The organism is Paenibacillus sp. NPDC057967, assembly GCF_042887015.1.
GTDB lineage: Bacteria > Bacillota > Bacilli > Paenibacillales > Paenibacillaceae > Pristimantibacillus.
The window spans coordinates 213,904-240,048 of sequence record NZ_JBHVQB010000006.1 but is presented as its reverse complement, the minus strand read 5'-3'; the positions used below and the strand labels follow the sequence as shown (position 1 = coordinate 240,048).

Genomic DNA, 26,145 nt, shown 5'->3' with positions numbered 1-26,145 from the left:
AACTGCACTGTCATCAATGACCATCACTTGGAACTTTTTTATGGCCGTCTCCCCCTTTCTGAATCACAACCGCCGTCTTCCCCGGGCAGCTGCGAATGTCCAGTTGCCATGCCATCGCCCTGGCACGATCACGCATCATTTTCAATCCGTATCGACCGGCTTTCTCTACATCCTCAGGAAGAAATCCCTTCCCGTCATCCGTTATGCCGCAGCGCCATCCTGTATCCGTCGGAATAGCCTTTATCTGCACTTGCGCCGCTCTCGCATGCTTGTGAATGTTAAGCAGCGCCTCCCGGAGAATAGCCAGCAGCTCCACCTTTTCTTTGGAGGTTAGCCCCTGTTCCGGTATGGACCAAGCGGTGTCGAACCGTAAATCAGTCTCGCGGCGCAGCTCATTCATGAGGCTGTCCACAGACTGCAGCCACGGAATCGCGTTCATGCTGGGTGCATGCCGCAAATTGGCTATAGCTTGCCTCACGTAATCATTGGTCCGATGCACGCTTTCTTTTAGCTTTTGCCAGGAGGGAACCTCTGTCAGCTTCATCGTTTCCATCCTGCCCATCTGCGCATTCAAGAAAAACAGGGATTGCGCGATACCGTCATGCAGCTCGCGCGCAAGCTTCTCCCTCTCCTCCAGCGCGGCTTGAACAGACTTGGCTCGGTTCAGCTCCGCCTGGCTCTGCTCGATCATGCGAAACAATTGAGTCAAAAACAACAGCGAAACAAGCAATACCATTACAGGCGCAAGCCAGTTGCCCAGCTCCATCGAAATATAGGGCAGCAAAAATTCATGGCGTACGTACTCCCAGATGCCAATGGTCAAGGTGGGAATGGTCAGAATAAGCCATTTGATTCCTTTGTATGTCATGTCCAATTCTCATCTCCTTGAGCGCATGCTTAGCTCCTATCCTTCCTTAATCCGATTCATCTGCCCCATAATATCCGCCATATCCGTCAGCTCGCCTTGATGTCTCTCCAGCACGGTGCCGTCCGGTGCGATAAGTATCGTTAGCGGCAATCCGATAATTTTATATGATGACTTAAGCTTCATCTCGGGGTCCAGCGCAATAGGGAACTGGAGCTCATACCGCTCGACAAACTTCTGAGCGGCTGCCGCATCTTCCCCGACATTGACAGCCAGCATCTGAACGCCAGACAACTTATAGGCCTCGTTCAACAGAGGCAGCTCATTCACGCATGGGTTGCACCAAGACGCCCAGAAATTGACCATAATGCCTTGACCCTTGTAATCCGACAATTCTACCGTCTTGCCTTCCAGATTAACCAATTGGAACGCTGGCGCCTCGTGACCCGGCAAAGCAACTCCGGGAGTATCCGACTTAACGGATACCCACGCATATACCGCTCCTGCGGCTAATAGAAGCAGCACAACATACTGAACCCATGTCCTGCGAAAAACGTTCATTACTACACCCCGCTTCCATGTGCGGAAGATAAGCCGAATAATTGCCCGAATGCCTCATGCAGGCCAGCTTCGCCATACGCGGCGCGAATATCCTCCCTGCGTCCGTCCAACAGGATATGTCCGTCTCGCAAAAACACAATCCGGTCTGCCAACGCCTCGGCAATTTGCAACTGATGCGTCGAGAACAAGATCGTCTGACCGCGGGCTGACGCCTCCCGGACCAACCCGACAAACGATTCCATCCAGTATGGGTCAAGTCCGTTCGTCGGTTCATCCATCATCATAAGCGGAGGCTCAGCCAGCATGGCTTGGGCGAATAACACGCGTTGGCGCATGCCCTTGGAGAAAGAGGCGACCGGCTTGCTCCCCGTATCCGACAGACCGACCAAGTCCAGCGCATCCGCCGCGCTTTTCTTGCCCAGACCACGCAGCTTGGCCCAGAATATCATCGTATCCATTGCAGTCAGCCCCGGGGTAAAGCGATAATCATCCGGCATAAAGCCAATCTGGCGGGCATACCGCCGTCTGTCTTCCCCCCAGCGTAAGCCATTCACGGTTATAGTCCCTGATGTAGGACGCATAATCCCTGCCAGCATGCGCAGCAGCGTGCTCTTGCCCGCACCATTGCCGCCGCACAAAGCGACCGATTCGCCACGCGAGATGCTCAGTTGGAGCTCCTCTATGACAGTTTTGCCCTTAAAAGCCTTGTGCACCTTTTCCATATGAACAAAGGTCTCAGACACGTCCTCTCCTCCTCTCCCACACCACATACGCAGCTGTCAGCGTAATGCCGATCCAGGCCAAAGCGCCCGCAGCGAATACAGGCGTTCCCCAGGAAGAGCCTATCCATACCATCCAATCGTAATACTCGGGACCGAGGGTGGAGCCTCCTCCCAGCTTCACAACGGTGAACAAACGGGTCAATTCCGCCGGATTCAAAAAAGTCAGGGCGACAACGGACGGTTTGATCCACATGTATGGCATCATGCCCAGCGCCGCAATAAGGAGAGACGGCCAGGCGATGATGGCGAAAAACCAAACGCCCACCGAAATCGTAAGCGCCTGCCACCGATTGCGCGCTAACGTGCCGACCATCATGGAGATGCCGAGAAAAAACAGTGACAGCATAACCGAAAAAAAGAGCAGACGGACATAGGTGAACGTATCCCACCCTCCGCCTAGCAGCCAGCCGGCAACACCCGAGATGCCAAAGCCCATCGCGACAACAGCCAGCATGACCGCAGCAAGTCCGATATACTTGCCGATCAGGAATGCTCCTGTCCCTAGCGGATAGGTCGACAATAGCTCCCAGTTGCCTTCCTCCTTCTCGCCCGTTAAGGAGAACGAACCCAGCATAAGTGCCATTAATGGCAGCAGGTAGAGCGCCAAATTCAGCATCGTGCCGCTCATGCCGGAATAGCCTTTCACATATCCTTGCGAGTGAATCAATAGCAGACTAAGCATAAATAGTGCAAAAAGGGCCGTAAAGGAATAGGCCCATGGATTGCGAAAACCGATTTTCATTTCTCTAGCTGCTACATAGGCCGTCTCCGTCACGACGCATGTCCTCCGTCCTCATGACCATTCTCGTTGGAAGTATGGTCGTCAGAACTATCCATATGGCCATCTCCGCCTTCATGATGGGCGTCTTCCTCGCCGTCATGACCGTGACCATGCATATCTCCCATATCCATCATGTCGTGATTAACCTCCCATGAATGACTGGACAGTTCTTCGGCTGTCATCAGCGTACCCGCGCCTTGCTCGGCGATAAAGGCTTCCGCATCCGCTTCTTTCTCAAAGGATACGACCCCATATGCCATCGGCGTTTTGTAATTGGCGTCGTAAGCGTAATAAGCCTTCTCATAACGCAGCCATTGCTTGCTGTTATAATCGCGAACAAACTCTGCTCCGATCGTATCCGTGCCGTTTTCTGTCTTCCATTGATTCAGGCAGCCGATATCGTCAAACTTCAGTGATTGCCCATCCTTAGTTACGATTTGCGTAGCATATTGATCGTCCTTTATAGCCATCTTGCAAATGGCGCATACATCCGTTTCTTCATTAATCGCCTGAGGCTCATACTTCTCCCCGCCGCAAGCGGCAAGCAGCAATAGCATGGCGGCCAAGCCTACCAATAAAAATCCCATTCTCTTTTTCATTCTTTTTGTCTCCTCATTCTATAAAATAGCGCGCTTGAACCGAGCAGCAGTCCTAATCCGATCATGCCGGAAGCCGGGCGGCCTGCGCTTTGCTCATCGATCCCAGAGGGCGGAACCATAAGCGGCGCACCATCATAGGACCAATTGGCCCGATCTGTCTGAAAAAGCTCCTCAAGGAATACCATGCCAGGCGACTGGAAAAACAGCTGAAATGGCGCTCGTTTTTGCGTTAAGCTCTGGAAAAAAGGATTGATCGCATAAGTCAGATCGCTATAACCGTCTCCATCCGCATCTACGCCTCGGAAGCTGTCCCAATAATTCCCCGTCAAGTCATTGTCATGGCTGTCCCGCGCTTGCGCGTCCGAGACGTTGCCCAGAAACATATGATTGGAGAAGGAATTTCCGGAAGAACTGATTAATTGCAGGCCGATAAAGTTGTAGGACACCCGGTTTTGCTCCAGCCGATTACCAGTCGATTGCTCCACATAAAAACCTACCCGGTTGCCCTCCACAATGTTGCCTGCAAACACAGAATCATGAGCATCATAAAGCAATATGCCCTGTGAATTCACATTTTCGCTTTGCTTGGAAAAACGGTTGTCGCGAACTTCAACCCGGCGGGCCGTCATCACCATTGCACCCGTTACATTCAGCTTGCCTTCATTACGTTCAATCACGGTTCCCTCGGTATACATACAGTGAACGCCGTAACGGGAGCGCTCAATCAGGTTGCCGGATACAACGGCATCATCGCTGTTCTCCATATAAATTCCATCATGCACATCCGCTATGCGATTATCGGTCATCCTCCAGCGGTGGGCATTGTACAGATCAATGCCGTTGCCCTTGCTGGCCGTGCGTACCCCATCTACAGCCCATTCGATAGTCGTACGGGCAATCTCCCCGTCGTCCGCATCACGCACCGCGATGCCGTCTGCTCCCGTTCGGATATACAATCCATCAAGCTGAGTGCCGCTCCCTGCAACCCATATGGTCGGCTCTTGCTTAAGCGCTTCATCCTCGATGCGCAGCCCCTCGACCCTAACGCCGTTAGCCTCGATGCGCAGTGCAGATTGCTCGGTGCCATTGCGCAGTATAACTTCGCCTGCCCGCGCCGCCTTTACAGTAAGCGGCTTATTAAGCGTAACAGCCCCTTCGTATATCCCCGGCTCGAGCTCAATCGTCTCGCCGGGATCAGCTGCGTCCACGATAGACTGCAAGCTCACGGCTTCAGCATGAACAGACCCGGGAAGCATCCACAGCGGGACAGCAGCCAGGATCAGAATGCTCCACCTGAAGAAAGACGGGATCATTTGACCTCCACCCATACCTTCTCTGTCAAATGAATATCATCGACATAAAGATGAATATATACCGTCTGAATGCCCTTCTTAGGGAAGGTGAACGAACCCGTAAATACGCCTCCGCCTTCATTGACCGCATCTACTAGTACAGGCTTCGCTTCCGTTCGGAAGTCAAAGGTAACGTTCGCTTCATCCGATACCGTCATACCCGTGAACGTGGCGCGAAGCGCTGCTGGGCTACCCGCTGTGATCACCTCCGGCGTCGTCGTCAGCTTGGCTTCAACATTTTCCAGATCGACAGGCTGCTCGCTTGAGCAACCGACGAGTGCCAGGACAAAGACGCAAAAGACTATGATTTTCTTCATTTCCACTCTCCACATACCCTCACCACCTTGGCCTATCTGTTGCAACAATCCGATTGTAGCAATAAGGGCCCTCCGCTTCCTATGACTCTTTCGAGTCATTCTTGGCTGGAAGTTCGACAGCTTTGTGACTCCTTGCATTGGCGCTAAGCTTGCGTATCCAATCCCCATATATAGAAAAAAGCCCCTGGACGGTATGGAACAACCGCCCGCCGGGGCTTACATGCTTTATGCTTTTTAATTGAAACGCTTTAATTCATTCCCTTACTTTTGCTTGTCATAGGCGTAGAGATCTGCCACTAGCGTCATCCACTTGCCCGCCAGTCCGACCCATACTTCCTTGTAGGTCGCACTGTTCATCTGCGGCCAGTAAGGGACGTCCTCGTTCTCGAAGGTTTGGATGCCTACCGGGATTTCGCCGACCATCTCGCCGCTCAAGACGGTATATTGCTGGGCAAAGTTATAGCCCTCTCCGTACATGAGCGATTGGTTGAACGGGTTTTTGCCCACGATCCAGTGCAGTTGTTCCTCTGCGATCTGGATGAGCTTCTGATCATTCAACAGAATACCCGCCAGCGCCGCAGCCTTGCCAGTGGATAATACAATCGCGTTGTTGCCTTTGAAGGAGAACCAGACAGGGAATCTCTTCAAATAATATTCATCGTTCAAGCGGACGGCCTGCTGAAGCTGCTCGCCGTATTGCTCCTTGGCTTGGTCGCCGACAAGCAAGTGCTGGACGTCGAAGCTCGCCTGATCCTTATGCTCGTCGATATGATAAATACCGCTTGCGAGCATGGGATAGGGTGCTGTATAGGCTGTCAGGAACTTGATATAGGAGCCGTATCGCTCCACCGCGCCCATCCAGTTTGCAAGCTTCGGATGATCCGGCTGTGAGCCAATGATTTCACTGAAAGCCATCAGATAAAGATGTTCCCTCGCCTGGTGGTTGAAATGCATTGCTACTTTTTGCTCCGGATTGCGATAGAAGAAGCCCGACACAACCTCGCCCGCATCGGTACGGATACCTTTCGTCTCTTGGGATGCCATGACATCGTCCAGGTAACGCTCGGCCTTGCGGGCATACTCCTCTTCGCCAGTCAAGCGGAATAGCAAGGAAGCCGCCCATGAAGCGGTAGCCAGGAACAAACTCTCTGATGTCATATAGGTATGCTCCCAGAAGATCGGAAGACGGGAGAAGCCGTCCTTCTCGAACTCTTCGACGGCATAGCGGAAGTCCTGTACGGCAACCTGTGCCAGCTTGTCCTTCAAAATATTGCCTTCCTCCATCAGCATGGAGATTTTCGCTTCGATACCGGCGCAGATGAAGTTCTCATAAGGGTTGTTATGGACACGGGCGTACATATCGTCCATATTGCCGATTATGCCGTCCGACCAGATGCGAATGCCGGCACTTGTGGCGCGATATCCGTCGCCGAATCTGGTCTTCAAGAGAAAGTCAACGCCCCACTCCCCTTCTTCCACTAATCGCAAATAGAGCGGCAGGTTATGATCCTTCACCTGCTCCGCCATCTCATACAGCGATAACGCCACTTCAGCTGTCTGAACCAGCTGCTGGGAGACGTCTCCGGCATCATGCCAGCCGCCGTTGAAGATGATCATGCCTCCGTTATGCGTCGCCGTAATATCCTCATGACAAGATCCGTGAATGCCATGAATCGGGCAGCCGCAGCGCTCGCAATAGATGAAGTTGAGCGACTTCCAAATGGAGTCCTCCCATCGATCCACGCTAGAGCCGATTCGGAACGGCTTAGATATCAAGTCGCCAATCCGAATGACATAGGTTCCTTCTTCCGCAAGCGGAGTAAAATCGGCAACAGAGAAGGATCCGATCGTCGTCTCTGCCCCCTGTACCTGGCCGCTGAACTTCTCCTCACCCGTCTCCAGCAGCATGACGCTGAACGAAGCCTCGCGCTTGCCTGCAATCAGAACGGTCTTGGCGTGATCGGGATGATACCCGTTATGCGAGAAGATGACATCCTTATGGCGCGGCTGCCAGCCCTTGGAGATGTTCGGATACTCCACCTTCTCCAGATAGACGTTTTTGATGGAATATTTTACGGTATCCCCGGTTGCCCGGTCTTTGCCATACATATCGTATTTGAAGCTCAGCTCGGTAATTTCGTCCCTTGGCAGATCAGGGATTTCCATCGAGCACTGATTCCACTTTTTATTTTTCAAATTGATTACGTTAAAGCCTTCACGGTAATACATATCCGGGATTTTGATCTTACCGTCATTGCGAATGGCTACCTTGATATGAGGGTTCGCCATGCCGCTGCAATCTGGGTAGATCTCGAAGGAGATGCGATTGTAGCTCTCCCAGTTCTCATGATCAAAGGAACGGTAAGTAGCAACAGGTCCGTATGTGCTATAGTCGCCATCGCTAGGAGAGCCTTCCGGCCAATGATCCATCAGATTCGGAGAAGTCAGCTCCAGCATACCGCCTTCGACGAGACGGGATTCGCCGTCGCCTCTATGCTTCCACTGGTCGGCGCCATGCTCCGGGTCCAAGATAACGACGCGGTCCAGCACCTTCTTCTTCAGGCTGTCCGCTTCCAGCGATGCCCTCTCGTCAATCTTGAGCGGCTTATGAATAATATTCGATAATGCTATTTCTTTCTCCAGTTGATTGGATGCCACTTTCCATTCCCCCTGACACTCGGATGTCTATTTGGTAACGTTACCAAATTTCAATGTTAGAACAGATGCCTACTTAATTGGAGCATAACAAACGCTTGTGGTTGTGTCAATGATAACAGCATATCATCCCATAACATCTGGTTTCTTTCATCATAATTGGAAAAAACAGCCCTTGGTGATGTAATCACAGTACTTCCTAGTAGATATTCACTTGTATACGCAATCACGCATGAATGAATTCATTCAGCTAGATATTTGGTACTGTTACCAAATTAAAAATAAGGGCTCTCTCGTTCTATTATACAGATTACTTTGACCTTGAAGACCAACGTTTATTCTCCTTAATCCAGCATTGACAACAGGCTTCCTATCGCAGTACAGTAATGGTAGTTAAGTGCTTAACTAAAATGAAATGTGGAGGTCTTCGTTTGAAGGAGCTGCAGCAGTACGTTATCGACTTGCCTTTGCATAATCAGGTGTTCTTTGCGCTTGTGGAGGCAACGGCTCAGCTTGTTGATGTATCCGAATCGTATTGGCAATCACAGGGCGTGAACGGAGCCCGCATACGGATACTGGTGGAGCTGATGAAGGACGGAGGCACCTTGCTTCCTTCGAGGCTAGCCCAAAAAATCGGGGTTACGAAAGCCAATATCAGCTTACTGCTTGGCCCACTGGAGAAGGATGAGCTGATTCGGCGTGAGCCGCATCCCAAGGACGGGCGCAAATCGGTCATATCGATCACCGAGCAAGGACAAAGCTTGTTGCTGGAGCATCTCCCCCACAATCGGGAGAGAATTGCCGAAAGGATGAGCGTGCTGGATGAGCTGGAATTAAAGCAGCTGCACGCTTTGTTGCAGAAGCTGAAAAGAGCTTAGCTCTTTTTTGCTCATTTAGTTAAGCGATTAACTAATACAAACCTGTATTCCTATAAAGAAAGGTTGAATCCTCATGCCAATTGTAATTACTGGCGCGAGCGGAAAGCTCGGACGCCTTGTCATTCAGCAGCTGTTAAAGCACGTTCCCCCAGCGGAGATTGTAGCTTGCATTCGCAACATGGAGCACAAGCATAATTTCAAAAAGCTGGGCGTTGCCGTGCGCTGCTGCGACTATGACCAGCCTGATTCGTTAAAGCAAGCATTCCTCGGCGCTTCGAGCTTGCTGTTCATCTCCAGCCCTCATCACGATGATGACGTGCGCATGCTCCAGCATACAAGGGTCATTGAAGCCGCACAGCAAGCTGGCGCAGGCCATCTGCTCTATACGAGCTTTGCTTTTCCCGAGGACGGCACCATTTCCTTGACCCGGCTGCATGCAGCCACCGAAAGAGCCGTGCGATCCTCCGGCATTCCCTATACGATATTCCGCCACGCGTTATATACCGATTTCGTTGAAATTCTTGATCTGCAAACGACAATGGCGACAGGCGTGCTGCGGGTCCAACCCGGAGATTGGCGCTTTAACTCCGTCGCTCGGCTTGACCTCGCAGCCGCAATTGCCATGACGCTGGCCAGTCCCGGTCACGAACATCACACGTATGAATTGACTGCGCCGAAAGCATGGACCTTCGAGGAGCTGGCTGCCGCTCTGTCCGAGCTTGGGAGCAAGCCGGTCTCTGTCGTTCAAGACGCTGAGCTGCAGCATTGGATGTTCGGCTTCCTCCGCAGCATCAACACATCCTCCACGACTGGAGATTTGGAGCGGCTGATGGATCGTCCTGCAACTACGCTAAAGGAAAGCATCCGACATTGGGCCTTGCCTTCATGAATCGTTAGATGGACGAGGAAGCTTGCGCAAGCCATGCAGAGAGCTGCTCCGCTTCAATGGCATCCCCCTTGCGGAACTTTCGCGTTTTGCGCTCAGCAGGGCCGTCCCACTCGCCTTCAGGAAGCTCAAGCCCGGTTGCATGGAAGATAGTGAAGCTGACCGCATCCTTGGAGGTGGAAATTACGGCGGCGTACTTTCCGTTTTTCAGAAAATGCGGCTTTTTATACTGCAGACGCTCCTGTGCTTCCGGTATCGCTTGATAGACAACGCTGCGCAGCTCTACGCTCAGCTCCTGCTGCCATGCTTCTTTCAGTCCATCGATAAAATCCTTGATCTCTTGAATCATAATGTCTCTCTCCTTCGTCGTTATGGATGTAGTAAACTTAACTGATCTTGCAGATCGGCCTTCATAGTCTGTGCTCTCGCATCTAGCGCGCAAGCCGTGCCGGATGCCAGCCTGCGAACCTCAATCACATGTTCACCTTGTCCCGGGGGGAGCGGCATGCGAAGCACCCACTTCAGCGCCTCATCCTCCGTGTCGACGTCAATGACCGTATAATCGGCAATCCATTCTTGCTCCGGCAAAAAAGGGCCTGCTTGCATAGCCGGCGCTCCGCCGCCCGGCGGGAATACAACTCGCAATCCGCTTGAGCTTGGCAGAAGCTCTTCCGCAGACTGGAAAACGCCTGCATCTTGCAAGTCGTGCAAGAAGGCGTCTTTCGCTGCCGAATGCTCCTTACCAGCCCGTATCCCCGCCTCAAAATAACCTGTTGCTTTGACCATGACCATAAATCGCATCAATCAACACCGCCTTTACTCCGTGCTTGGCATTTCTGCTTGCATTCGGCTGCCCGCCCCGACAACAGCATCCGCTCCCGTTCGTTCCTCGTCATGCCCGCTGCGCGCTCAAACTCTGCAAGTGCTTCCTCATATCGCTCCAGCTTCATCAGCAAATCGCCGCGCACGCTTGGCAGCAGATGATACCCATAGAGCAGGGGTTCGTCATGCAGCGCATCGACAATTTGAAGTCCGAATGCAGGTCCGAAAGCCATGGACACGGCAACCGCGCGGTTCAACTCCACAATCGGTGAATAGGAGATTCGCGACAGCGCTTCATACAGAGCCGCTATCCGGACCCAATTCGTATCCTCCACGGACACAGCCTCTGCATGGCAGGCGGCAATCGCCGCCTGGAGGGAGTACGGACCTAGCGTCCTGCCAAGCCCCCGGCTGCGCTCCAGCGCCGCGAGTCCGCGGCGGATAAGCAGACGATCCCACAGAGAGCGATTCTGATCCTTGAGAAGCACAGGCTCTCCACCCGCGCCTACTCTTGTTTTCAAGCGGGAGGACTGGATTTCCATAAGAGCGACCAAACCATGCACCTCCGGCTCATCCCGGGCGATCTCGGCCAGGACACGTCCCAGCCTTAACGCTTCCTGACAGAGAAGAGGACGTATCCAATGCGCCCCAGACGTAGCGGAATATCCTTCGTTGAACATGAGATAGATGACTTCCAGCACAGCGGAGAGCCGCTCCTTCAGCTCCTCGCCCTCAGGCACCTCGAACGGAACCCCCTTGGCATTCAGCGTCCGCTTGGCTCGTACAATACGCTGGGCAATGGTCGCCTCGGCAACAAGGAAAGAACGGGCGATCTCATCCGTCGTAAGCCCGCAGAGCAATCGCAGCGTAAGCGCGACGCGAGCCTCCGGCGACAATACCGGATGGCAGGTGAGGAAGATCAGACGCAGGAGATCGTCGCCGATCTCCCCGTCTATCGCTCCGTCAATATCCGCCTCTGTGTAAAGAGTCGCATGGCGGGCAAGCTCCTCGTACTTCCGCTCGCCAACCTTGTTCCTGCGCAGCAGATCGATAGCGCGACGCTTGGCTGTCGTCATTAGCCAGGCTCCCGGATTATGAGGGATGCCGGTCTCCGGCCATCGCTCCAGCGCAATAACCAGAGCGTCCTGCGCCAAGTCCTCCGCCAATCCGACATCCCGCACCATGCGGGTAAGGCCCGCAATCAGCTTAGGCGATTCCATGCGCCAGATCGCATCAATGGTGCGATGGGCTGATACGCGGCTCACGCGTTCCTCTGCTGCTCCACTTGCTTCCGAAGCGCCGCTTCCTTCGCCAATGTCTCAGGGTCCTCCATTAAATCCTCGACATCAAATACTTGCCTAAGCTCAATCTCGCCTTGCCCGAATCCATGCGGGTCCGGCATGCGCAGCGCCCACTCGACCGCTTCTTCCCGCGACTTGACCTCGATGAGCGTATACCCCGCAATTAATTCCTTCGCTTCGGTAAAAGGACCGTCAATCACCTTCGGCTTCCCGCCCGGCTCCGGGTACGAGATCCGAATGCCGCTTGCGCTTGGCTGCAAGCCATCTGCCGCAAGCAGCACCCCCGCTTTGACCAATTCCTCGTTGTACTTCTGCATGGCATCAATGAGCTCCTGGCTAGGCATTGCACCTGCTTCCGAATCCGAAGTGGCTTTTACAATCATCATAAATCTCATATCTCTATTCCTCCCATATAATTGATCAGCATTGCGATTCCAGTCCATAGAGACCGTTATTTCTCAATGCTTCTATCTATACGACGAATCATGACCGGCTAAATCGACAGACTCGCAAATCTTTTTCTATACCAATTATGTTACTATTTTTTACAGACGCTGTATGCAACCTTCTATGCCGGATGATCAGCCTATTACTTATGCTAGAAAAAAAGCCTCCAGCTCTGAAGCGATCAGGGCTGCGCTCAGCTTTTTCGTATGGCCTAGCCCTTTCTTGCTGACAAGTCTCGCATTCGGGAGAATGGCGGCCGTCGCTTGAGCGCCGCGGCGCAGAGAAGCCGGGCTTTCCGTGCCCTCCAGCACCAGCGTCGGCATCGCAACCCCTTGCCACATCGCAGGAGACAGCGGCTTGCCCTCCATATGTCCATCCAGCAATGCCGCATCATACGGCAGCGTGTGTGCCAGCCCCGTTAGCGTTGACCATACACCCGGCATCAAGCGCATCAGAGAGACGACGAACGCAGGCGCTCCCATCCCTTTGGTCATAAAATAGCGGACCGCCTCCGCCCGCTTCCCAGTGGCAATCAGCTCCGTTACCCCTCTGGCAAACCCCACAGGAGCGATCCTGTCGGCCTTATCTACGACAAACGGCGGCTCGTGCAACACCAGCTTCTTCATCTGAACGCCTCTGGCAGCGGCCTGCATACATAGAACGGCGCCGGAGGACAATCCCCACACGTAGGCCGATCCGCCTGCCGCTTGAATTACAGCCTCCAAATCTTCGATTTCCCGTTCTATCGCGTAAGGCTTCGCATCTCCGCTATCACCGCGGCCTCTGCGATCATAGTTGTATACGGTGAATTGTCCCGACAGCAGGTCTGCTAGCTTCGCCACCCCGGCAAACTTGCGATAGCCGAATGCTCCTGATACCAGAATGAGAGAAGGGCCCTTTCCTGTCTGGTCATAGGCGATTCTGGTTCCGTCCTTCGAAAATACGTATTGCATGTGCATTCCTCCTGAATATAAACTGGCTTCTATGTACACGACGAACGAATAACGAATAAATCGACACGTTGATTTTATTTTATAAGAAAAATGTTCACAAACGTATCATTTTAATAAAAAGAGCCCGCTATTCAGAGATAGCAGACTCGTCCATTCTATTAACCTATTCAAAACCGCAGTGTTATTGCCTCTTCATCTTCACAGGCTTCATATTCCGGTCGAAAGCAACAACCGCCATCGCCGCGCTTAGAATCGCGCATAGCATATACATGAAAGAATAAGAGAACCAGTCCGATACCGTCCCCATTATGATAGCGCCCAGCGATACGCCCATATCAGCCGTCGCGATAAACAAACCCATCAGAACATTGCGGTTCTGCTTGGGCAAGACAAAGCTGAGATAGGTGGTAAGGGCCGGATACAGCAATGCTTGGGCGATGCCCATGCTTATCGCGCCTGCATAGAAGAGCACCGCGCCTGACGATGCCGCCAGACTCACACAAAGCGAAGCTGCGGCAACCAGCAGCATGGCCGTAATGATAAAAGAAGAATGCCACTTGCCGTCAGATGGAATTTTGTTGCCGAATAGAAGCCGAACCGCGACGACAACCGCCGCCTGAATCATCAGAAAGACGGCTGCGCTGCCATCTGGGACATGAACCGCATACAACGGCACAAAAGCAGTCACCGCTCCGAATACGACAGAAGCGCTTAACATCAGCAAGCTGCTCTTGAACAAAGACGGATTTGTCACAAGCTGGCCAAGCGAGCTCCATATGCCAAATTCAAGCTTCCGCTTCTCGCGAACGCCAGCCGCTCGATCCCTCTGATGCTCTATGTGCACCGAGTAGCCTGCCGCTCCTGTCAGTACCGCAATCCCTATCATCACTGCCGAGAGTACGCTCATCTGCCCCGTCTGCCAGATGCCAATCGCCAGCAGAGGCCCGATAATTCCCGGCAAATAAGAGCATAACGAATACATGGATATGCCTTGCGAACGATCCTTGTCAGGCAGGGCGTCAATGAGGCCCAATTGCAGCGCCATTGAGAAAAAAGCAGTGCATATCCCTTGCAGCACCCGAGCGGCAAAATATCCGCCAAGCCCGGTAAAAGCGTATAGCACAAGCGCGACTCCATTCAGAAGCAGGATCACGCGGAGCACCTTCACCGGACCGTGAAGCTGGATCAGATAACCGGCCCATGGACGCAAAAACATCGTCGTGAACAGATAAGCACCCATGATGATGCCGATTGTCAGATTCGACGCGCCTGCCGCTTCACCTTTTAGAGGTATGATAACATTCATAATCGAATTGGCGCTAAAATAAAACAGCGTCAACGCATAGAGCCGGAGAAACGGCCAGGTTAATGCGCCCTTCACAGCCTTCCCTCCTTCCTCCAGACTCTAGCCGTGTGCATGCCGCTCCATCCTCCCGTCATAACAAGACCTTGCGCAGCAGCTCTTGCGCGTAGAGAGATTTGACATGCTGTAGATCGGCGGCATCTACCAACTCCTCGATTCGGCCATGTCGGATAATCATAATCCTGTCGCACAGATAGGCCGCCGCCTGGATATCGTGCGTGATGAAGATGAAGCCCGTTCCGTGCTTCTCTCTCCAGCCTTTCAGCAGTTCAAGCACTTGCATCTGAACGGACCCGTCCAGCGAGCTGATTGCTTCATCCAGCAAGATGCAAGGCGATCCCGTTGCAACAGCTCTGGCGATGCATACCCGCTGCGCCTCTCCGCCGGATAGTTCATGGGGATACTTCGGCAGATAGGAAGCATCAAGTCCCACCTGCAGCAGCCGTTCTTCAAGCTCATCGTCTGAGGCACGGGGCAGCACCTCAAGCATCGCCCGACGAACATGGAAAAACGGATTAATCGATGACGTATAGTCCTGGAATACAGCGCTTAAGCCGACTCTTCCCGACTTCCGGCCGGCAACCGGCTTGCCGCCGAAGGAGATGATGCCGCTATCCGGCTTCTCGATTCCCAGCAACAGACGCCCCAGCGTCGATTTCCCGCTGCCGCTTTCACCGATAATGCCGAGACATTCACCCCTTCTCCACTCGAAGCTGATGTCGGTTAACACGTAATGACGCGAATGACCGAACCAGCCATCCTTGCGGTACGACTTGTATACACCTTCAACGTTCAACAAAGCCAGCACCTCCCATCAGCTTCATGTAATGGTGATGAAGCGGCAGCTTGGAGGAAGCCAGCTGCCGGGTATAAGTATGCTCCGCACGGGTGAACAGCTCGCTCGGGGTTCCCTGCTCCACAATCTCCCCGTCCTTCATCACAATGACCTGATCCGCAATGCGTTTCACTGCGCCCAGATCATGGGATACGAACAGCATGCTGCTGCCTGTAAGAGCGCGCAGCTGTACGAATTGCTCCATCACCTCGAATTGCGTAACAGCGTCCAGCGCCGTAGTCGGCTCGTCGGCAATGATTACATCGGGCTTAAGTGCAAGGGCGAGCGCAATCATCACCCTTTGCAGCATGCCCCCGGACAGCTCATGCGGATAACGACCCAAGACAACTCTAGGATCATTGAGTCCGACGCTCAGCAGCGCTTCTTGCAGCAACTCCTCAATCTCCATGCTGCTCCAATCGCCATGTACCGACAACGTATCCCTCAAGTGAGCGCCTACCGGACGGGAAGGATCGAAAGCGCGCATGCCGTTCTGCATAATCATGCACAGCCGCTTGCCTCTGACAGCGCGCATCTCCTTCTCCGAGAGCTCTGCCAGAGAGATTCCATTCAGAAGGATGCTTCCCGACTGGCGTAGCCCGCCTTGCAGAAGCCGGAGAATAGCCTTGCACGTCAGCGACTTGCCGCTGCCGCTCTCCCCGACAATGCCGAGGCACGCTCCCCTCGCCAGACGAAAGGAGCTGCCCGGCACAAGTACCTTGCCGGTGCGTGCCTCCCATATTCTCAAATGCTCCACTTCCAGCACATTCACCGCCATGCTACATGGCCTCCTTCCGGGCAGCTTTGGCAAGCAAGGCAGCTCCGAAGCCCGTTTTCTTCTGCCGTCCGGTATGCATTAATTTGGGGTCCAGCTGCGTCTGCAGCGAATCGGACAGGAAGTTCACCGCCGATACGACAATCATAATCGCAAGTCCAGGCGCCAGCATCAGCTCTGGTCTGGAGAACATGACCGTTCTGGCTTCATTGAGCATCATTCCCCACTCCGCATGCGGCGCCTCTATACCGAGGCCGAGGAACGACAAGCCGGAGACTTGCAAGATCATCGAGCCGAACGAGCTGCTGGAGATGACGGCGATATCCGGAAGCGCAACCGGCAAAATATGCTTCGTCATAATGTTGAGGTGGCTCGTACGGAGCGTCTTGGCGAACTGGACATAGGAAGCTTCCGCAACCTGCATAACCGCAGTACGGATCACCCGGGCGAACCACGCCCATTTCATGAGCACAAAAGCGATTAGAATATGGATTAACCCCGCTCCCAGCATACCCACAACAGCAAGCGTCATCACATACCCCGGGAAAGAGAGCATACAATCGCAAATTCTCATCAGGACTGCGTCGACCCTCCCTCGAAAGTAACCGGCGGCAAAACCAGCTATCGCTCCAATGCCTACAGATGCAGCCAAAGCCGCAAGCACTCCAAGCACGCTTGGACGTATGCCATAGATGAGACGAGAAAGCACACAGCGCCCAAGATGGTCGTTGCCCAGCCAATATTGCCAAGACATCCCTGCGAAGCGCAGATCCATATGGACCTCGTTCGGCGGATGCGGCGCAATAAGCGGAGCACACAGACCGATCAACAACGTCACCGAGAGAATAGTAAATGATACAGCCGACCATTTGTCCCTCATGATATGTAGAAGCACCTTCATCTTAATTCCTTCCTCATCTTAGGATTTAACAGGGCATTGATTACGTCTGAGGCTGTATTGAACAGAACAAAAGCAACGGCCAATAGTAAGACATAGGCTTGAATCATCGGGAAATCCCGGCTCAAGATCGATTTGACCGTAAGCGTGCCGAGACCCGGCCATGCAAACACGTTCTCTACTACAACCGTACTTCCCAATATAACGGGAATAGCCATTCCGAATACCGATACGGCTACCTGCATGGAATTTCGCAAGATGCTCATCGTGATCTTGCTCTCCGGCAAGCCGCAGGCTCTTCCGTACAAGACATAATCCTCATTCATATGGCTTAGCATAGAGCTTCGGATCAAGCGGAAATAAATGCCTGCATACCCCGCCACAATGACCGTTACCGGCAAAATGTAGCTGTCGACACCGTTCATCCCGCTGGTCGGCAGCAAATCCAGCCGGACGGCGAGGAACCATACGAGCAATGCGGCAAGCCAGTAAGCAGGCATCGAGGATAACAGAAACGACACGCTCCGTACGGAAAGATCCAGCCATCTGCCGCTCCGCAAGGCGCAGACGATACCAAGTCCAATCGACATCAGCATAATCAATAACGATGAAACCAATGTCAGCTTGACCGTATGGAGAAAAGCGGGACCTAACAACGACCAGACCGGCATTCCCGTCACAAAGGAATGGCCAAAATCAAGCTGGAGGCTTGCAAGCAGCCAATCGGCATACTGGATGAGCAAAGGCCGGTCCATACCGAGCTTCACTCTCGTCTCGGCTATCAGTTCTTCCGTCAGAACCGGCACCCCTTGCGCATGCAGCACAACCTCGGCAGGGTCCATAGGAGAGAGATGATTCAACACAAAGGTCAAAAAAGAAATAACCAGCAGCAGCGGCAACGTCATGGCAATGCGCTTAACGATATAGTTGCTCATTCGTTAAATATCCGGGCTCATTATTCGAAATACATGCCTTCGAAAGGCAGTTCAAATTGCGTTTGCTTGAAGGTCACGCCTTTTAGTGAAGCAGGGGCTACAACCGTTACACTGCCGTTTGTAAGCGGAATGAAGACTGCCTGATTATGTACAATCGTCAAAATATCAGCATACAGCGCTTGGCGTGTATTCTCGTTCGTAGAAATCATCACTTCGTCGATCTTCCGGTACAACTCCTCTGCCTGAGGAATACCGCTTGTCGTATGCCGATAGGACGACTCCGAAGCAAATGCCGCTATGGTGCTTTGGGGATCGTAGGCAAGGCCCCACGTTTGATTGAACAGAAGATCGTAATCACCGGTTGATCTCCGCTTGGCAATAGAGGTGGAATCCTCGCCGATCAGCTCCAGCTTGATGCCGATTTTAAGCGTCTCGCTTTGAAGCAGCTCCGCTTGCGTCTTCTGCGAGGAGGAGTTGACGTCATAATACAGCTTCATCGTCAGCGGAAGTCCGTTCTTTGCCCGAATGTCACCGCCGTCTTCCTTCAGCCAGCCCGCCTGCTCCAGCAGCCGAGCTGCCCGGTCCGGATCAAATGCTCTCTTTTGCAGCTCAACATCGGCGTAATGGACGTTGGAGGAGAACAAGGTATCCGCCGCCGTCTCTGTCCCGCTGAAGATGGTTCGGCTAATCGTCTCACGGTCGACTGTATGCCAGATCGCCTCGCGTACCGCCTTCTCGCTGACCGGACTATCCGATCTGCTGCTATTGGCAACAATCATCTTGGTGTTCATGGGTTCGCTGCGAATGATCTGATATTCTCCGGTTTGCGTCAACCGCTCCATCGCCTCCACATCGATGCTGTCGGCGCCTCTGTCGTCGGTGAAGACAAAGTTGACTTCTCCCTTCTGTAGAGCCAGCAAAGTCGTCTCGCCCGAAGGCAGCACCTTGGCTGTAATGCCCTTCACCTGCGGCGCCCCGCCCCAATACTGGTCGTTCGCAACGAAACGGGCATACTGATCCGTCACATGCTCAGCCAGCCGATAAGGACCCGTTCCGTTATAGCCCGAAACGCCGTCCTTCGTCTCGCCGTTCACAAAGTCATTGGGGGATAGGAATACATAAGGGCGGGTCATTGACAGCTCCAGCAGTGCCGGGTAGTACGGCTCATCCAATGTCAGCCGGACCGTATGCTCATTTATGACATCGATAGAGGATAACTTCGTGGACAGCTTGATCCAGGTATGCTTGGCGGCATTGCGCTGTACGGCCTCGATGTTCTGCTTGACTGCTTCGGCGTTAAACGGTGCTCCGTCATGGAACGTTATGTTTTTTCTCAAATGAAAGGTATAGACTGTTCCATCGCCGGATATGTCCCATGATTCCGCAAGCAAGGGTTTGATTCCATCCTTCGTGTGCTCCACCAGCGATTCGTAGACCATTCCTTGCGCAGCCATCGATCCCGTATAGAGATGGGGATTCATGTCATTGATATCTTTCGCCGTGGCAAAAATCAGCTCGCTTACCCCCTCCGTGCCGGATTTGTTGCTGCTGCATCCAGTAAGCAATGCTATGACCAATACAGCAGCCAATAGACCAAGCTTGTGTTGTTTGTTCATTCTTGGACCCTCTCCTTAATAGTAATTGTTACGATCATAATCCATTTGATTGTAATGATTACTATTATCAATGTCAATAATAATTTTCCTTCCAGCCCAGTCATCCTTCCTATCGGGAAATGAACTAACAAAAAATCGACCCCGGACAGGATCGATTTTGGTTTACTTTTACACTTGCAACACCAAAAAGATAGAGCGGAAAATCGATGATACCATAATCATGATGCTCCGGTTGATAGGAGGCGCTATCGTTCGTCATCCCTCTTGGCACTGGATGCAACTGGACTCCATTCTTGTGCATGAATCTATCCATCTATTCATCTATTCATCTATTCATCTATTATTCAACTGTCTAGTATATAAGCTGGCTGTCCTTCACATCTTTGCCTCTCACATGCCGCCCTAACGACCGGGCCAGAAACTTCCCGGTAAGCGATCGCTCCACCCGCGCTACCTCTTCAGGCGTGCCCATTGCTACCACCTGACCTCCGTTACTTCCGCCGTCAGGTCCCATATCGATCACATAATCAGCTACCTTGATCAAATCCAGATGATGCTCAATGACCAGAACCGAATGTCCGGCATCCACAAGCTGCTGCAGGCAGTCGATCAGCTTCTGAATGTCGCTGAGATGCAGGCCGGTCGTCGGCTCGTCCAGCACGTACAGATTATGGCTGCCCCGCTTCAGCTTGCCCAGTTCATAAGCCAGCTTGATCCGCTGCGCCTCGCCGCCGGACAACGTTGTCGAGGATTGCCCCAGTCTCAAATAACCAAGGCCAAGCTGATGAAGCACCTTCAGCTTATGCTGAAGATAGGTCTGTCCCTCGAAAAAACCCGCCGCTTCTTCAATGCTCATATCCAGCACATCGGCGATATGCTTGTCCCTCAGCTTAATCTCCAGCACTTCATCCGTGAATCTGGTCCCTTTGCACGCCGGACAGATCGCTTCGACATCCGGCATGAACTGCAATTGCGTCACGACGATGCCTTCGCCTTGGCAATTCTCGCAGCGACCGCCGTTTTTCTGGTTGAAGCTGAAATCGTTTTTGGTCAATCGGCTGCCAGCCGTCCCGGCCTCCTCTGCAAACAGCTCGCGTATCCGATCGAACAATCCGACATAGGTCGCCGGGTTGGAGCGTGTGCTTCGGCCGATCGGAGATTGATCAATCGTAATAATGCCTGTCAAATGCTCATGCCCCGTCAGCGAGTCATGCTCGCCCGGCTTGATTCTGGCATCATGGAAGATGGAGAATAACTGCTTGCACATCACTTCATTAATGAGCGTGCTTTTGCCCGAACCCGATACGCCCGTGATACAGGCTAGAACGCCAAGCGGAATATCCACGTCCACCTGCTGCAAATTATTTGCTCGCGCTCCACGAATCCCAATAGCTTTCCCCGTTAATGGTCGCCGCTGAGCAGGAATCCCAATCATCCGCGCGCCGGACAGGAATGCGCCCGTGACCGATGCCGGCGATGCCGCAAGCTGCTCCGCCTTGCCCTCCGCAATTAGTCCGCCGCCGTCCCTCCCCGGCCCAGGCCCAATCTCGATAATATGATCCGCGCTCAGAATCGTATCTATATCGTGTTCCACAACGATGATGGTATTGCCCAGATCGCGAAGCTTCTTCAGCGTGTTGATCATGCGGTCGCTGTCTCTCGCATGAAGTCCGATGCTGGGCTCGTCCAGCACATACAGCATGCCCATTAGTCCCGTGCTGATCTGAGTGGACAGACGAATACGCTGCGCCTCTCCCCCCGATATCGTATCGGACCGCCGACCTAAGCTAAGGTAATGCAGCCCGATATCGAGCAGCAAGTCCAGACGTGTCAGAATCTCCTTTGTAATCTGTCCGCCGACACGGGCTTTCGTATCGCTAAAGCTCAAATGCCCTAAGAAATACTTCAGCTCGCTCAGCGGCATCACGCTCATCTCATGAATATCGGCGCCGCCGACGCGGACACAAAGCCGCTGAGGCTTTAGCTTCTTCCCCTCACAATCCGGACAGGTATGCTCGATCATCACTTTTTTATAGAAATCCGCTTCGCCCTGACTGCCCTGCCGCTTCAAGAACAGCTTGTACCACCAGTTGATGATATGTACGAATCCGGCAAAGGTCATCATCTTGCCCTCATGCCGGAACTGTGTCTTGCTTGAGCTCTCGTCGGCGATAAACGGAAACTTCTCTCCTTTCGTCCCATAAAACAACATGTCCTGCACAGGGCCTGGCATGTCCTTCAGGGGCACATTCAGATCAAAGTCGTAATGCTTCGCCATGCATTTCACCAGCGACCAGATCCAGGTGCCTTTGCTGGACGTACTAAGCAATTTGGGTTCGATTGCACCAGCCAGAATGCTTTTATTCTTATCCCGCACCAGAAACCGGGCTTCCGCTCTCATGAACGTGCCAAGGCCGCCGCAGGTTCGGCATGCGCTGTCGCTATCATTAAAGGAGAAATAATGGGGCTGGGGCTCCCCCATCGTCAGATGATGCTCCGGGCAGGCGAATTGTCCGTAGAACTTCTCCGCATCGAATGTCGCCCCCTCTGGGACAGCAACAATCTCGAAACGGATGAAGCCCTCCCCGACCAGGCTCAGGCTGTTTTCAATCGTCTTGGTCAGCACCTTGTAAATATTCGGCTTGACAATCACCTTATCCACGACAATCTCGATCCGGTACTCCGCTTCCTCCTCCAGCTCGACATGATCGGTGAGATGGGTGCGTACGCCATCAATCAAGAGTGTACGGAACCCGTTGGCGCGGATTTCATCAAAGGTCGTCTCATACGTCTCTCCATACAGCTTGTATACCGGCGCCAGCACCTCCAGCTCCGTCCCTTCGGGCAGCTTCTGAATATGCTCGATCATCTGCAAGGAGGAACGGATCGGAATGGGATGATCACATAGCGGACAGCTTGCTTCGCCCGTCGAGGCGAAGAGCAGCCGCAGAAAATCATAAATATCCGTCATCGTCCCGACTGTGGAGCGCGGATTGAGAATGCCCTTCTTCTGTTCGATAGCAATGACCGGGGAGAGTCCATACACAAAGTCGACCTCCGGCTTCTTCACCTGGCTCATCCGGCTCTTGGCATAGGTAGACAGCGAATCCAGAAACCTCCGCTGCCCTTCGCCATAGATGACATCGAACGCAAGCGATGATTTGCCCGAGCCGCTGACGCCGGTAATAACGGTGAGCTTGTCCCGCGGGATATTGACGTCGATATTTTTCAGATTGTTTTGCCTGGCTCCGCGTACCTCAATGAATGTTTTCATCCGTTCATCCACATCTCCATTTCGTCACGATCATACGCATAGGCGGGTTCAAGCAGCGGCACTCTGCTCTTTGGCGTAGCCTTCGTCTCCGATTCCCATTTGGTAATCAAGCCTTGCTCGGCAAGCAAGTCGCAAGCCGATGCTATGGGACCCGCCTCAACCGGGATGAGCATGCGGAATTTCATATCCAGATTCGTAACGGTGCGAATGTCCGCCTCTTCCTTCAAGTAGGCGATAATTGGCTGGAACATCGCTTCCGCCCGCTGTTTCAAATAGCCATCAACAAGCCGCAAAGCGGCCTCTACTTTGCTCCGGTTCACCTCGGCGCCTACCAGCTCCGTATAGACCACATTGAAAAAGTCCGGGTTGAAGCGGAGCGCCTGCTGAACGACCTCGCGCATAGGAACCTCGCCTTGAAGAACCACTTCAATCTGGGCCAGCCCATCCGCCATCTTGATCACCCATGCCGCACTGTAGATCATATCGTCCTTGACGTACAGCCATTTCTCCGCTTTGGCGAGCATTCCCAAGGCATGGCAGCCTAGCATGACAAGATGCAGCTCGCGGTCCCGGTTGCCAACGTGGCGGATTTGCTCCATATATTCGATAATCGACTCATCCTTCGTGAAGAGCAGCGTGCTTCTCACCAGCATAGAGTGACTGAAGGCGCTTTGCATGGAGCGCTCCATCCAGCGCTTGAACTCGTTGCGCGTCTGAATGCTCGCGTTGATCGGAATATCCTTTTCCACAAAGCAGGTATAGACCGTCTCCAGCTTCTGATCATGAACGATAAGCTTGAGATCGATATCGGACTTCTCCCATACCTGATCATAGGACATGCTTCCAAGCAGAATCGCGGCTATCACTTGGTCATCTCCTTTAATCTTCTCTACAAAAATCTCCAGCGCCTCGCGAAAGACCGCCGTCATCGAGCTTGCATGGCTTACTTCCATTCATCCCACTCCTTCTTGGCTGCTTTCAAAATAATCCTCTCTACGACTGATGCCATTCACGGCGAAAATTTATCATTTTTGTTAACGATTCCATATAATTAGTTAAATAGTACCACTTCCCTTTATAAACAGGCTATATCAAAGATCCATGACCGTTTTCCATAAAAATAATGAGAACCCCTATTGTACGAGGTTCCCTTGTGTATGGTTATTCCATTGAAAATTCATATCTTCAAAAAGGCTTCTAGTCATCCTGACTACTTCATAATCTTCTTGAATGAAAGGTTGGTTTTATTCCACTCATCATGATTGCCAATACCTTCAAACCATGATTCCCCCACCTTCTTTCTACAATTTAAAAGGATCTCGCAACTCGAAATCCAAGATCATCGATGCGGAATGTCGGATGGCTGCGGCGGCGGCATGTCGCTCCGCAGCCTCTGGCCTCCTCCGCCCAACTCCCGCCGCGGAATACTCTATAGGTGCCGTAGACGTTCACATCATAGAGATCCCAGCACCACTCCCATACGTTGCCCAGCATATCATGGAGTCCCCATGCGTTAGGCTGCTTGCTGCCTGCCTCCTGCACTTTGCCCTCCGCATTGTCCCGGTACCAAGCGATGTCATCAAGCTCGCCGTATCGGTACCCGGTTGTACCGGCTTTGCACGCATATTGCCACTCTGCTTCCGTCGGGAGTCGATAGCCATTGGCGTCCAGGTTACAATCGACATGGTTGCCGCCATTCATTGAGTAGTATTCTTGCAGACCTGAATGCCGGGAAAACAAATTGCAAAAAAAGATGGCCTCGTCCCATGACACTTCCACAACCGGAGCCCCAGGAAGAACATACGGTTCAATAGACTGTTGCAAGATGGCATAATACAACTCATTCGTAACTGGAACCGGTGCGAGCATAAAGGAATCCACCTGCTCCGTCCATTGCGTCTTCTTCCGATCATCCCTTAAGGCGACCTCGCCTGCTGCAATCTTACTCATCGGATAATGAGCATAACCTCTGTTTGACAGTGACACCGTTCATCCCCCTTCCAAACTATATGCTTTTCGATAATGCAACTATAGCATTCACCAGGCGGCTAGCCGCTTCGTCCATTGGCCAATCTGTTAACGCATACTTCCGCTACCATGCCAGTAATTCATAAAGAATACATAATTTTCACTTATGCTGTCAAAAAAAATCGCAGCCCATCGGGCTGCTGATTCTATACTAATCCTATGTATAGGAGAGCAATCCTGATGAACCAAGCTGAATGATTACGACTTGGAACGCAGCTTGCGTCTCTTGTGATTCCCAATCTTGATCCACACCTCCCGGTCATCATCTCTAAACAAGCGGACACCTACAAGTTTAAGAGGTGTCCAGATTTCAGTGAAATAATATGGGGGCATGTAGATCCTTCCTTTTCCTCAAAATCAAATGCAATTCTTTATCTTTATGCAGCTCTACATGAAAATAGATTTATTACCTCTTATTATAAGACCATTTCCCCAAAATAATAGTCCATTAAGCATACGATATTAGGCAAATCGTATTACATTATGATTACAAAAAACCAACCAGTTCTACTGGTTGGTTTTTTATCCAAAATTATACATATACTATCACCCAAAAGCTTTCACCCCTCGATCGGCGGATCGTTTCTCAATCCTCTACTCTATCCTAGCTCTCAATTGGCTGCATGGTCGGAACAGAGGCTCCGGATTGTCTCTGATTACGCAATAGACCAATTTCTCGATCGGAAGGGAAAGCTCTCTCACAGACTTACGATCAGCAGCGAATACAGCATCGGGCTGAGCTGCTTGACATTCCCGCAGCCTTAATCGTGCACGGAACAAGATGGAGCGGACTGCTGACATGGTCGTACACAACCCGCTGGCGATTTCATTCATGGTATAGCGGAAATAATCGGCCAGCAGCCATACAACGACTTGCCTGAGCGGCATACAACGAGCCACCCACTCCATCCAGCCTCGCACTTCCGCATAATCAACATCCGTGACAGCACCCGTCTCTGCCGTATCCAGTTCCTGTATCCCCGGCCCGCTTCGCCGGTATTCGTCATGCCACCGATTTTTGGCTACACGGTACAAGAAAGGTCTGACCTCCTTGATATCGCCCTTCCTTACGTAATAGCTGAATGACTTGACCAACGTCTCCTGATAGAGGTCCTCGCCATCCCATACGGAGCCTGACAAGTAGCGGCAGTACCTGCGCAATTCCGGCAAATGCGACTGTACGAGCGTTTCAAATTGGGTGGAGGACATAAGCATTTCTCCC

Annotated in this window: 25 protein-coding genes; 2 read left to right on the top strand and 23 right to left on the bottom strand. The window is 52.5% G+C overall.

Annotation, left to right across the window (positions count from 1 at the left end; all coding sequences use genetic code 11):
* Positions 1 to 13: 13 nt before the first annotated feature.
* The 8 genes from ACFVSO_RS17345 to ACFVSO_RS17310 all read right to left on the bottom strand — a co-directional run bounded on the left by ACFVSO_RS17345 (position 14) and on the right by ACFVSO_RS17310 (position 7,915).
* On the bottom strand, positions 14 to 868 hold the full coding sequence (locus tag ACFVSO_RS17345; protein WP_387475749.1) for a sensor histidine kinase: 855 nt from the start codon (positions 866 to 868) through the stop codon (positions 14 to 16).
* Between the two features lie 36 nt (positions 869 to 904).
* Positions 905 to 1,426 (bottom strand): redoxin domain-containing protein, encoded by a 522-nt coding sequence (locus tag ACFVSO_RS17340; RefSeq protein WP_387475747.1) that lies wholly within the window; start codon positions 1,424 to 1,426, stop codon positions 905 to 907.
* Positions 1,427 to 1,428: 2 nt separating this feature from the next.
* Positions 1,429 to 2,169, bottom strand: a complete 741-nt coding sequence (locus tag ACFVSO_RS17335) for an ABC transporter ATP-binding protein (RefSeq protein WP_387475745.1) — start codon at positions 2,167 to 2,169, stop codon at positions 1,429 to 1,431.
* Entirely contained in the window at positions 2,162 to 2,983 is an 822-nt protein-coding gene (locus tag ACFVSO_RS17330) for an ABC transporter permease (protein WP_387475743.1), read from the bottom strand. Before ACFVSO_RS17330 ends, ACFVSO_RS17335 begins: the two co-directional genes overlap by 8 nt.
* Positions 2,980 to 3,588, bottom strand: a complete 609-nt coding sequence (locus tag ACFVSO_RS17325) for a nitrous oxide reductase accessory protein NosL (protein WP_387475741.1) — start codon at positions 3,586 to 3,588, stop codon at positions 2,980 to 2,982. Before ACFVSO_RS17325 ends, ACFVSO_RS17330 begins: the two co-directional genes overlap by 4 nt.
* Entirely contained in the window at positions 3,585 to 4,901 is a 1,317-nt protein-coding gene (locus ACFVSO_RS17320; RefSeq protein ID WP_387475739.1) for a right-handed parallel beta-helix repeat-containing protein, read from the bottom strand. Before ACFVSO_RS17320 ends, ACFVSO_RS17325 begins: the two co-directional genes overlap by 4 nt.
* Positions 4,898 to 5,257 carry a putative periplasmic lipoprotein gene (locus ACFVSO_RS17315; protein WP_387475738.1) on the bottom strand — a complete coding sequence of 120 codons (360 nt, stop codon included), beginning with the start codon at positions 5,255 to 5,257 and terminating at the stop codon, positions 4,898 to 4,900. Before ACFVSO_RS17315 ends, ACFVSO_RS17320 begins: the two co-directional genes overlap by 4 nt.
* Before the next feature lie 261 nt (positions 5,258 to 5,518).
* Positions 5,519 to 7,915, bottom strand: a complete 2,397-nt coding sequence (locus ACFVSO_RS17310; protein WP_387475736.1) for a glycoside hydrolase family 9 protein — start codon at positions 7,913 to 7,915, stop codon at positions 5,519 to 5,521.
* Between the two features lie 428 nt (positions 7,916 to 8,343).
* Between ACFVSO_RS17310 and ACFVSO_RS17305 the strand changes: the two genes are divergently transcribed.
* Positions 8,344 to 8,790: a MarR family winged helix-turn-helix transcriptional regulator gene (locus ACFVSO_RS17305; protein ID WP_387475734.1), complete on the top strand. Its 447-nt coding sequence runs from the start codon at positions 8,344 to 8,346 to the stop codon at positions 8,788 to 8,790.
* Between the two features lie 73 nt (positions 8,791 to 8,863).
* Complete coding sequence (locus tag ACFVSO_RS17300; RefSeq protein ID WP_387475732.1) at positions 8,864 to 9,679, top strand: NAD(P)H-binding protein; 816 nt, start codon at positions 8,864 to 8,866, stop codon at positions 9,677 to 9,679.
* Positions 9,680 to 9,683: 4 nt separating this feature from the next.
* On the opposite strand, the gene ACFVSO_RS17295 is transcribed toward ACFVSO_RS17300, so the two are convergent.
* The 15 genes from ACFVSO_RS17295 to ACFVSO_RS17225 form a co-directional block, all read right to left on the bottom strand.
* On the bottom strand, positions 9,684 to 10,025 hold the full coding sequence (locus tag ACFVSO_RS17295; protein ID WP_387475730.1) for a DUF1801 domain-containing protein: 342 nt from the start codon (positions 10,023 to 10,025) through the stop codon (positions 9,684 to 9,686).
* A gap of 20 nt (positions 10,026 to 10,045) precedes the next feature.
* On the bottom strand, positions 10,046 to 10,477 hold the full coding sequence (locus ACFVSO_RS17290; protein ID WP_387475728.1) for a YciI family protein: 432 nt from the start codon (positions 10,475 to 10,477) through the stop codon (positions 10,046 to 10,048).
* Positions 10,477 to 11,763 carry an RNA polymerase sigma factor gene (locus ACFVSO_RS17285; RefSeq protein WP_387475726.1) on the bottom strand — a complete coding sequence of 429 codons (1,287 nt, stop codon included), beginning with the start codon at positions 11,761 to 11,763 and terminating at the stop codon, positions 10,477 to 10,479. Before ACFVSO_RS17285 ends, ACFVSO_RS17290 begins: the two co-directional genes overlap by 1 nt.
* On the bottom strand, positions 11,760 to 12,194 hold the full coding sequence (locus ACFVSO_RS17280; RefSeq protein WP_387475724.1) for a YciI family protein: 435 nt from the start codon (positions 12,192 to 12,194) through the stop codon (positions 11,760 to 11,762). Before ACFVSO_RS17280 ends, ACFVSO_RS17285 begins: the two co-directional genes overlap by 4 nt.
* Positions 12,195 to 12,392: 198 nt before the next feature.
* Complete coding sequence (locus tag ACFVSO_RS17275; protein ID WP_387475722.1) at positions 12,393 to 13,199, bottom strand: alpha/beta fold hydrolase; 807 nt, start codon at positions 13,197 to 13,199, stop codon at positions 12,393 to 12,395.
* A gap of 181 nt (positions 13,200 to 13,380) precedes the next feature.
* On the bottom strand, positions 13,381 to 14,580 hold the full coding sequence (gene cntE, locus ACFVSO_RS17270) for a staphylopine family metallophore export MFS transporter CntE (RefSeq protein WP_387475720.1): 1,200 nt from the start codon (positions 14,578 to 14,580) through the stop codon (positions 13,381 to 13,383).
* Positions 14,581 to 14,635: 55 nt separating this feature from the next.
* A complete protein-coding gene (locus tag ACFVSO_RS17265) occupies positions 14,636 to 15,361 on the bottom strand; it encodes an ABC transporter ATP-binding protein (RefSeq protein ID WP_387475718.1) in 726 nt (241 codons plus the stop codon).
* The gene (gene cntD, locus ACFVSO_RS17260; RefSeq protein WP_387475716.1) at positions 15,348 to 16,175 is read right to left on the bottom strand and encodes a staphylopine uptake ABC transporter ATP-binding protein CntD; all 828 of its coding nucleotides are present in this window, start codon (positions 16,173 to 16,175) and stop codon (positions 15,348 to 15,350) included. The genes ACFVSO_RS17265 and cntD overlap by 14 nt, the downstream gene beginning before the upstream one ends.
* 1 nt (position 16,176) lies before the next feature.
* Entirely contained in the window at positions 16,177 to 17,073 is an 897-nt protein-coding gene (cntC, locus tag ACFVSO_RS17255; protein WP_387475715.1) for a staphylopine uptake ABC transporter permease subunit CntC, read from the bottom strand.
* Positions 17,070 to 18,005 (bottom strand): nickel/cobalt ABC transporter permease, encoded by a 936-nt coding sequence (gene opp1B, locus ACFVSO_RS17250; RefSeq protein WP_387475713.1) that lies wholly within the window; start codon positions 18,003 to 18,005, stop codon positions 17,070 to 17,072. Before opp1B ends, cntC begins: the two co-directional genes overlap by 4 nt.
* A 20-nt stretch (positions 18,006 to 18,025) precedes the next feature.
* On the bottom strand, positions 18,026 to 19,621 hold the full coding sequence (gene cntA, locus ACFVSO_RS17245; protein ID WP_387475711.1) for a staphylopine-dependent metal ABC transporter substrate-binding lipoprotein: 1,596 nt from the start codon (positions 19,619 to 19,621) through the stop codon (positions 18,026 to 18,028).
* 352 nt (positions 19,622 to 19,973) lie between these two features.
* Complete coding sequence (uvrA, locus tag ACFVSO_RS17240; protein ID WP_387475709.1) at positions 19,974 to 22,895, bottom strand: excinuclease ABC subunit UvrA; 2,922 nt, start codon at positions 22,893 to 22,895, stop codon at positions 19,974 to 19,976.
* Positions 22,892 to 23,848 carry a hypothetical protein gene (locus ACFVSO_RS17235; protein ID WP_387475707.1) on the bottom strand — a complete coding sequence of 319 codons (957 nt, stop codon included), beginning with the start codon at positions 23,846 to 23,848 and terminating at the stop codon, positions 22,892 to 22,894. The genes uvrA and ACFVSO_RS17235 overlap by 4 nt, the downstream gene beginning before the upstream one ends.
* A gap of 355 nt (positions 23,849 to 24,203) precedes the next feature.
* Positions 24,204 to 24,845 carry a formylglycine-generating enzyme family protein gene (locus ACFVSO_RS17230; RefSeq protein WP_387476228.1) on the bottom strand — a complete coding sequence of 214 codons (642 nt, stop codon included), beginning with the start codon at positions 24,843 to 24,845 and terminating at the stop codon, positions 24,204 to 24,206.
* 672 nt (positions 24,846 to 25,517) lie between these two features.
* Positions 25,518 to 26,132, bottom strand: coding sequence for an RNA polymerase sigma factor (locus ACFVSO_RS17225; RefSeq protein WP_387475705.1), 615 nt, complete (start codon positions 26,130 to 26,132; stop codon positions 25,518 to 25,520).
* Positions 26,133 to 26,145 lie beyond the last annotated feature (13 nt).

Coding starts and splice junctions, on each gene's coding strand:
- ACFVSO_RS17345 (WP_387475749.1), bottom strand. CDS start 868: ATGACATACAAAGGAATCAAATGGCTTATTCTGACCATTCCCACCTTG.
- ACFVSO_RS17340 (WP_387475747.1), bottom strand. CDS start 1,426: ATGAACGTTTTTCGCAGGACATGGGTTCAGTATGTTGTGCTGCTTCTA.
- ACFVSO_RS17325 (WP_387475741.1), bottom strand. CDS start 3,588: ATGAAAAAGAGAATGGGATTTTTATTGGTAGGCTTGGCCGCCATGCTA.
- ACFVSO_RS17320 (WP_387475739.1), bottom strand. CDS start 4,901: ATGATCCCGTCTTTCTTCAGGTGGAGCATTCTGATCCTGGCTGCTGTC.
- ACFVSO_RS17315 (WP_387475738.1), bottom strand. CDS start 5,257: ATGAAGAAAATCATAGTCTTTTGCGTCTTTGTCCTGGCACTCGTCGGT.
- ACFVSO_RS17300 (WP_387475732.1), top strand. CDS start 8,864: ATGCCAATTGTAATTACTGGCGCGAGCGGAAAGCTCGGACGCCTTGTC.
- ACFVSO_RS17295 (WP_387475730.1), bottom strand. CDS start 10,025: ATGATTCAAGAGATCAAGGATTTTATCGATGGACTGAAAGAAGCATGG.
- ACFVSO_RS17290 (WP_387475728.1), bottom strand. CDS start 10,477: ATGCGATTTATGGTCATGGTCAAAGCAACAGGTTATTTTGAGGCGGGG.
- ACFVSO_RS17280 (WP_387475724.1), bottom strand. CDS start 12,194: ATGAGATTTATGATGATTGTAAAAGCCACTTCGGATTCGGAAGCAGGT.
- ACFVSO_RS17275 (WP_387475722.1), bottom strand. CDS start 13,199: ATGCAATACGTATTTTCGAAGGACGGAACCAGAATCGCCTATGACCAG.
- cntD (WP_387475716.1), bottom strand. CDS start 16,175: ATGGCGGTGAATGTGCTGGAAGTGGAGCATTTGAGAATATGGGAGGCA.
- cntC (WP_387475715.1), bottom strand. CDS start 17,073: ATGAAGGTGCTTCTACATATCATGAGGGACAAATGGTCGGCTGTATCA.
- opp1B (WP_387475713.1), bottom strand. CDS start 18,005: ATGAGCAACTATATCGTTAAGCGCATTGCCATGACGTTGCCGCTGCTG.
- cntA (WP_387475711.1), bottom strand. CDS start 19,621: ATGAACAAACAACACAAGCTTGGTCTATTGGCTGCTGTATTGGTCATA.
- uvrA (WP_387475709.1), bottom strand. CDS start 22,895: ATGAAAACATTCATTGAGGTACGCGGAGCCAGGCAAAACAATCTGAAA.
- ACFVSO_RS17235 (WP_387475707.1), bottom strand. CDS start 23,848: ATGGAAGTAAGCCATGCAAGCTCGATGACGGCGGTCTTTCGCGAGGCG.
- ACFVSO_RS17230 (WP_387476228.1), bottom strand. CDS start 24,845: ATGAGTAAGATTGCAGCAGGCGAGGTCGCCTTAAGGGATGATCGGAAG.
- ACFVSO_RS17225 (WP_387475705.1), bottom strand. CDS start 26,132: ATGTCCTCCACCCAATTTGAAACGCTCGTACAGTCGCATTTGCCGGAA.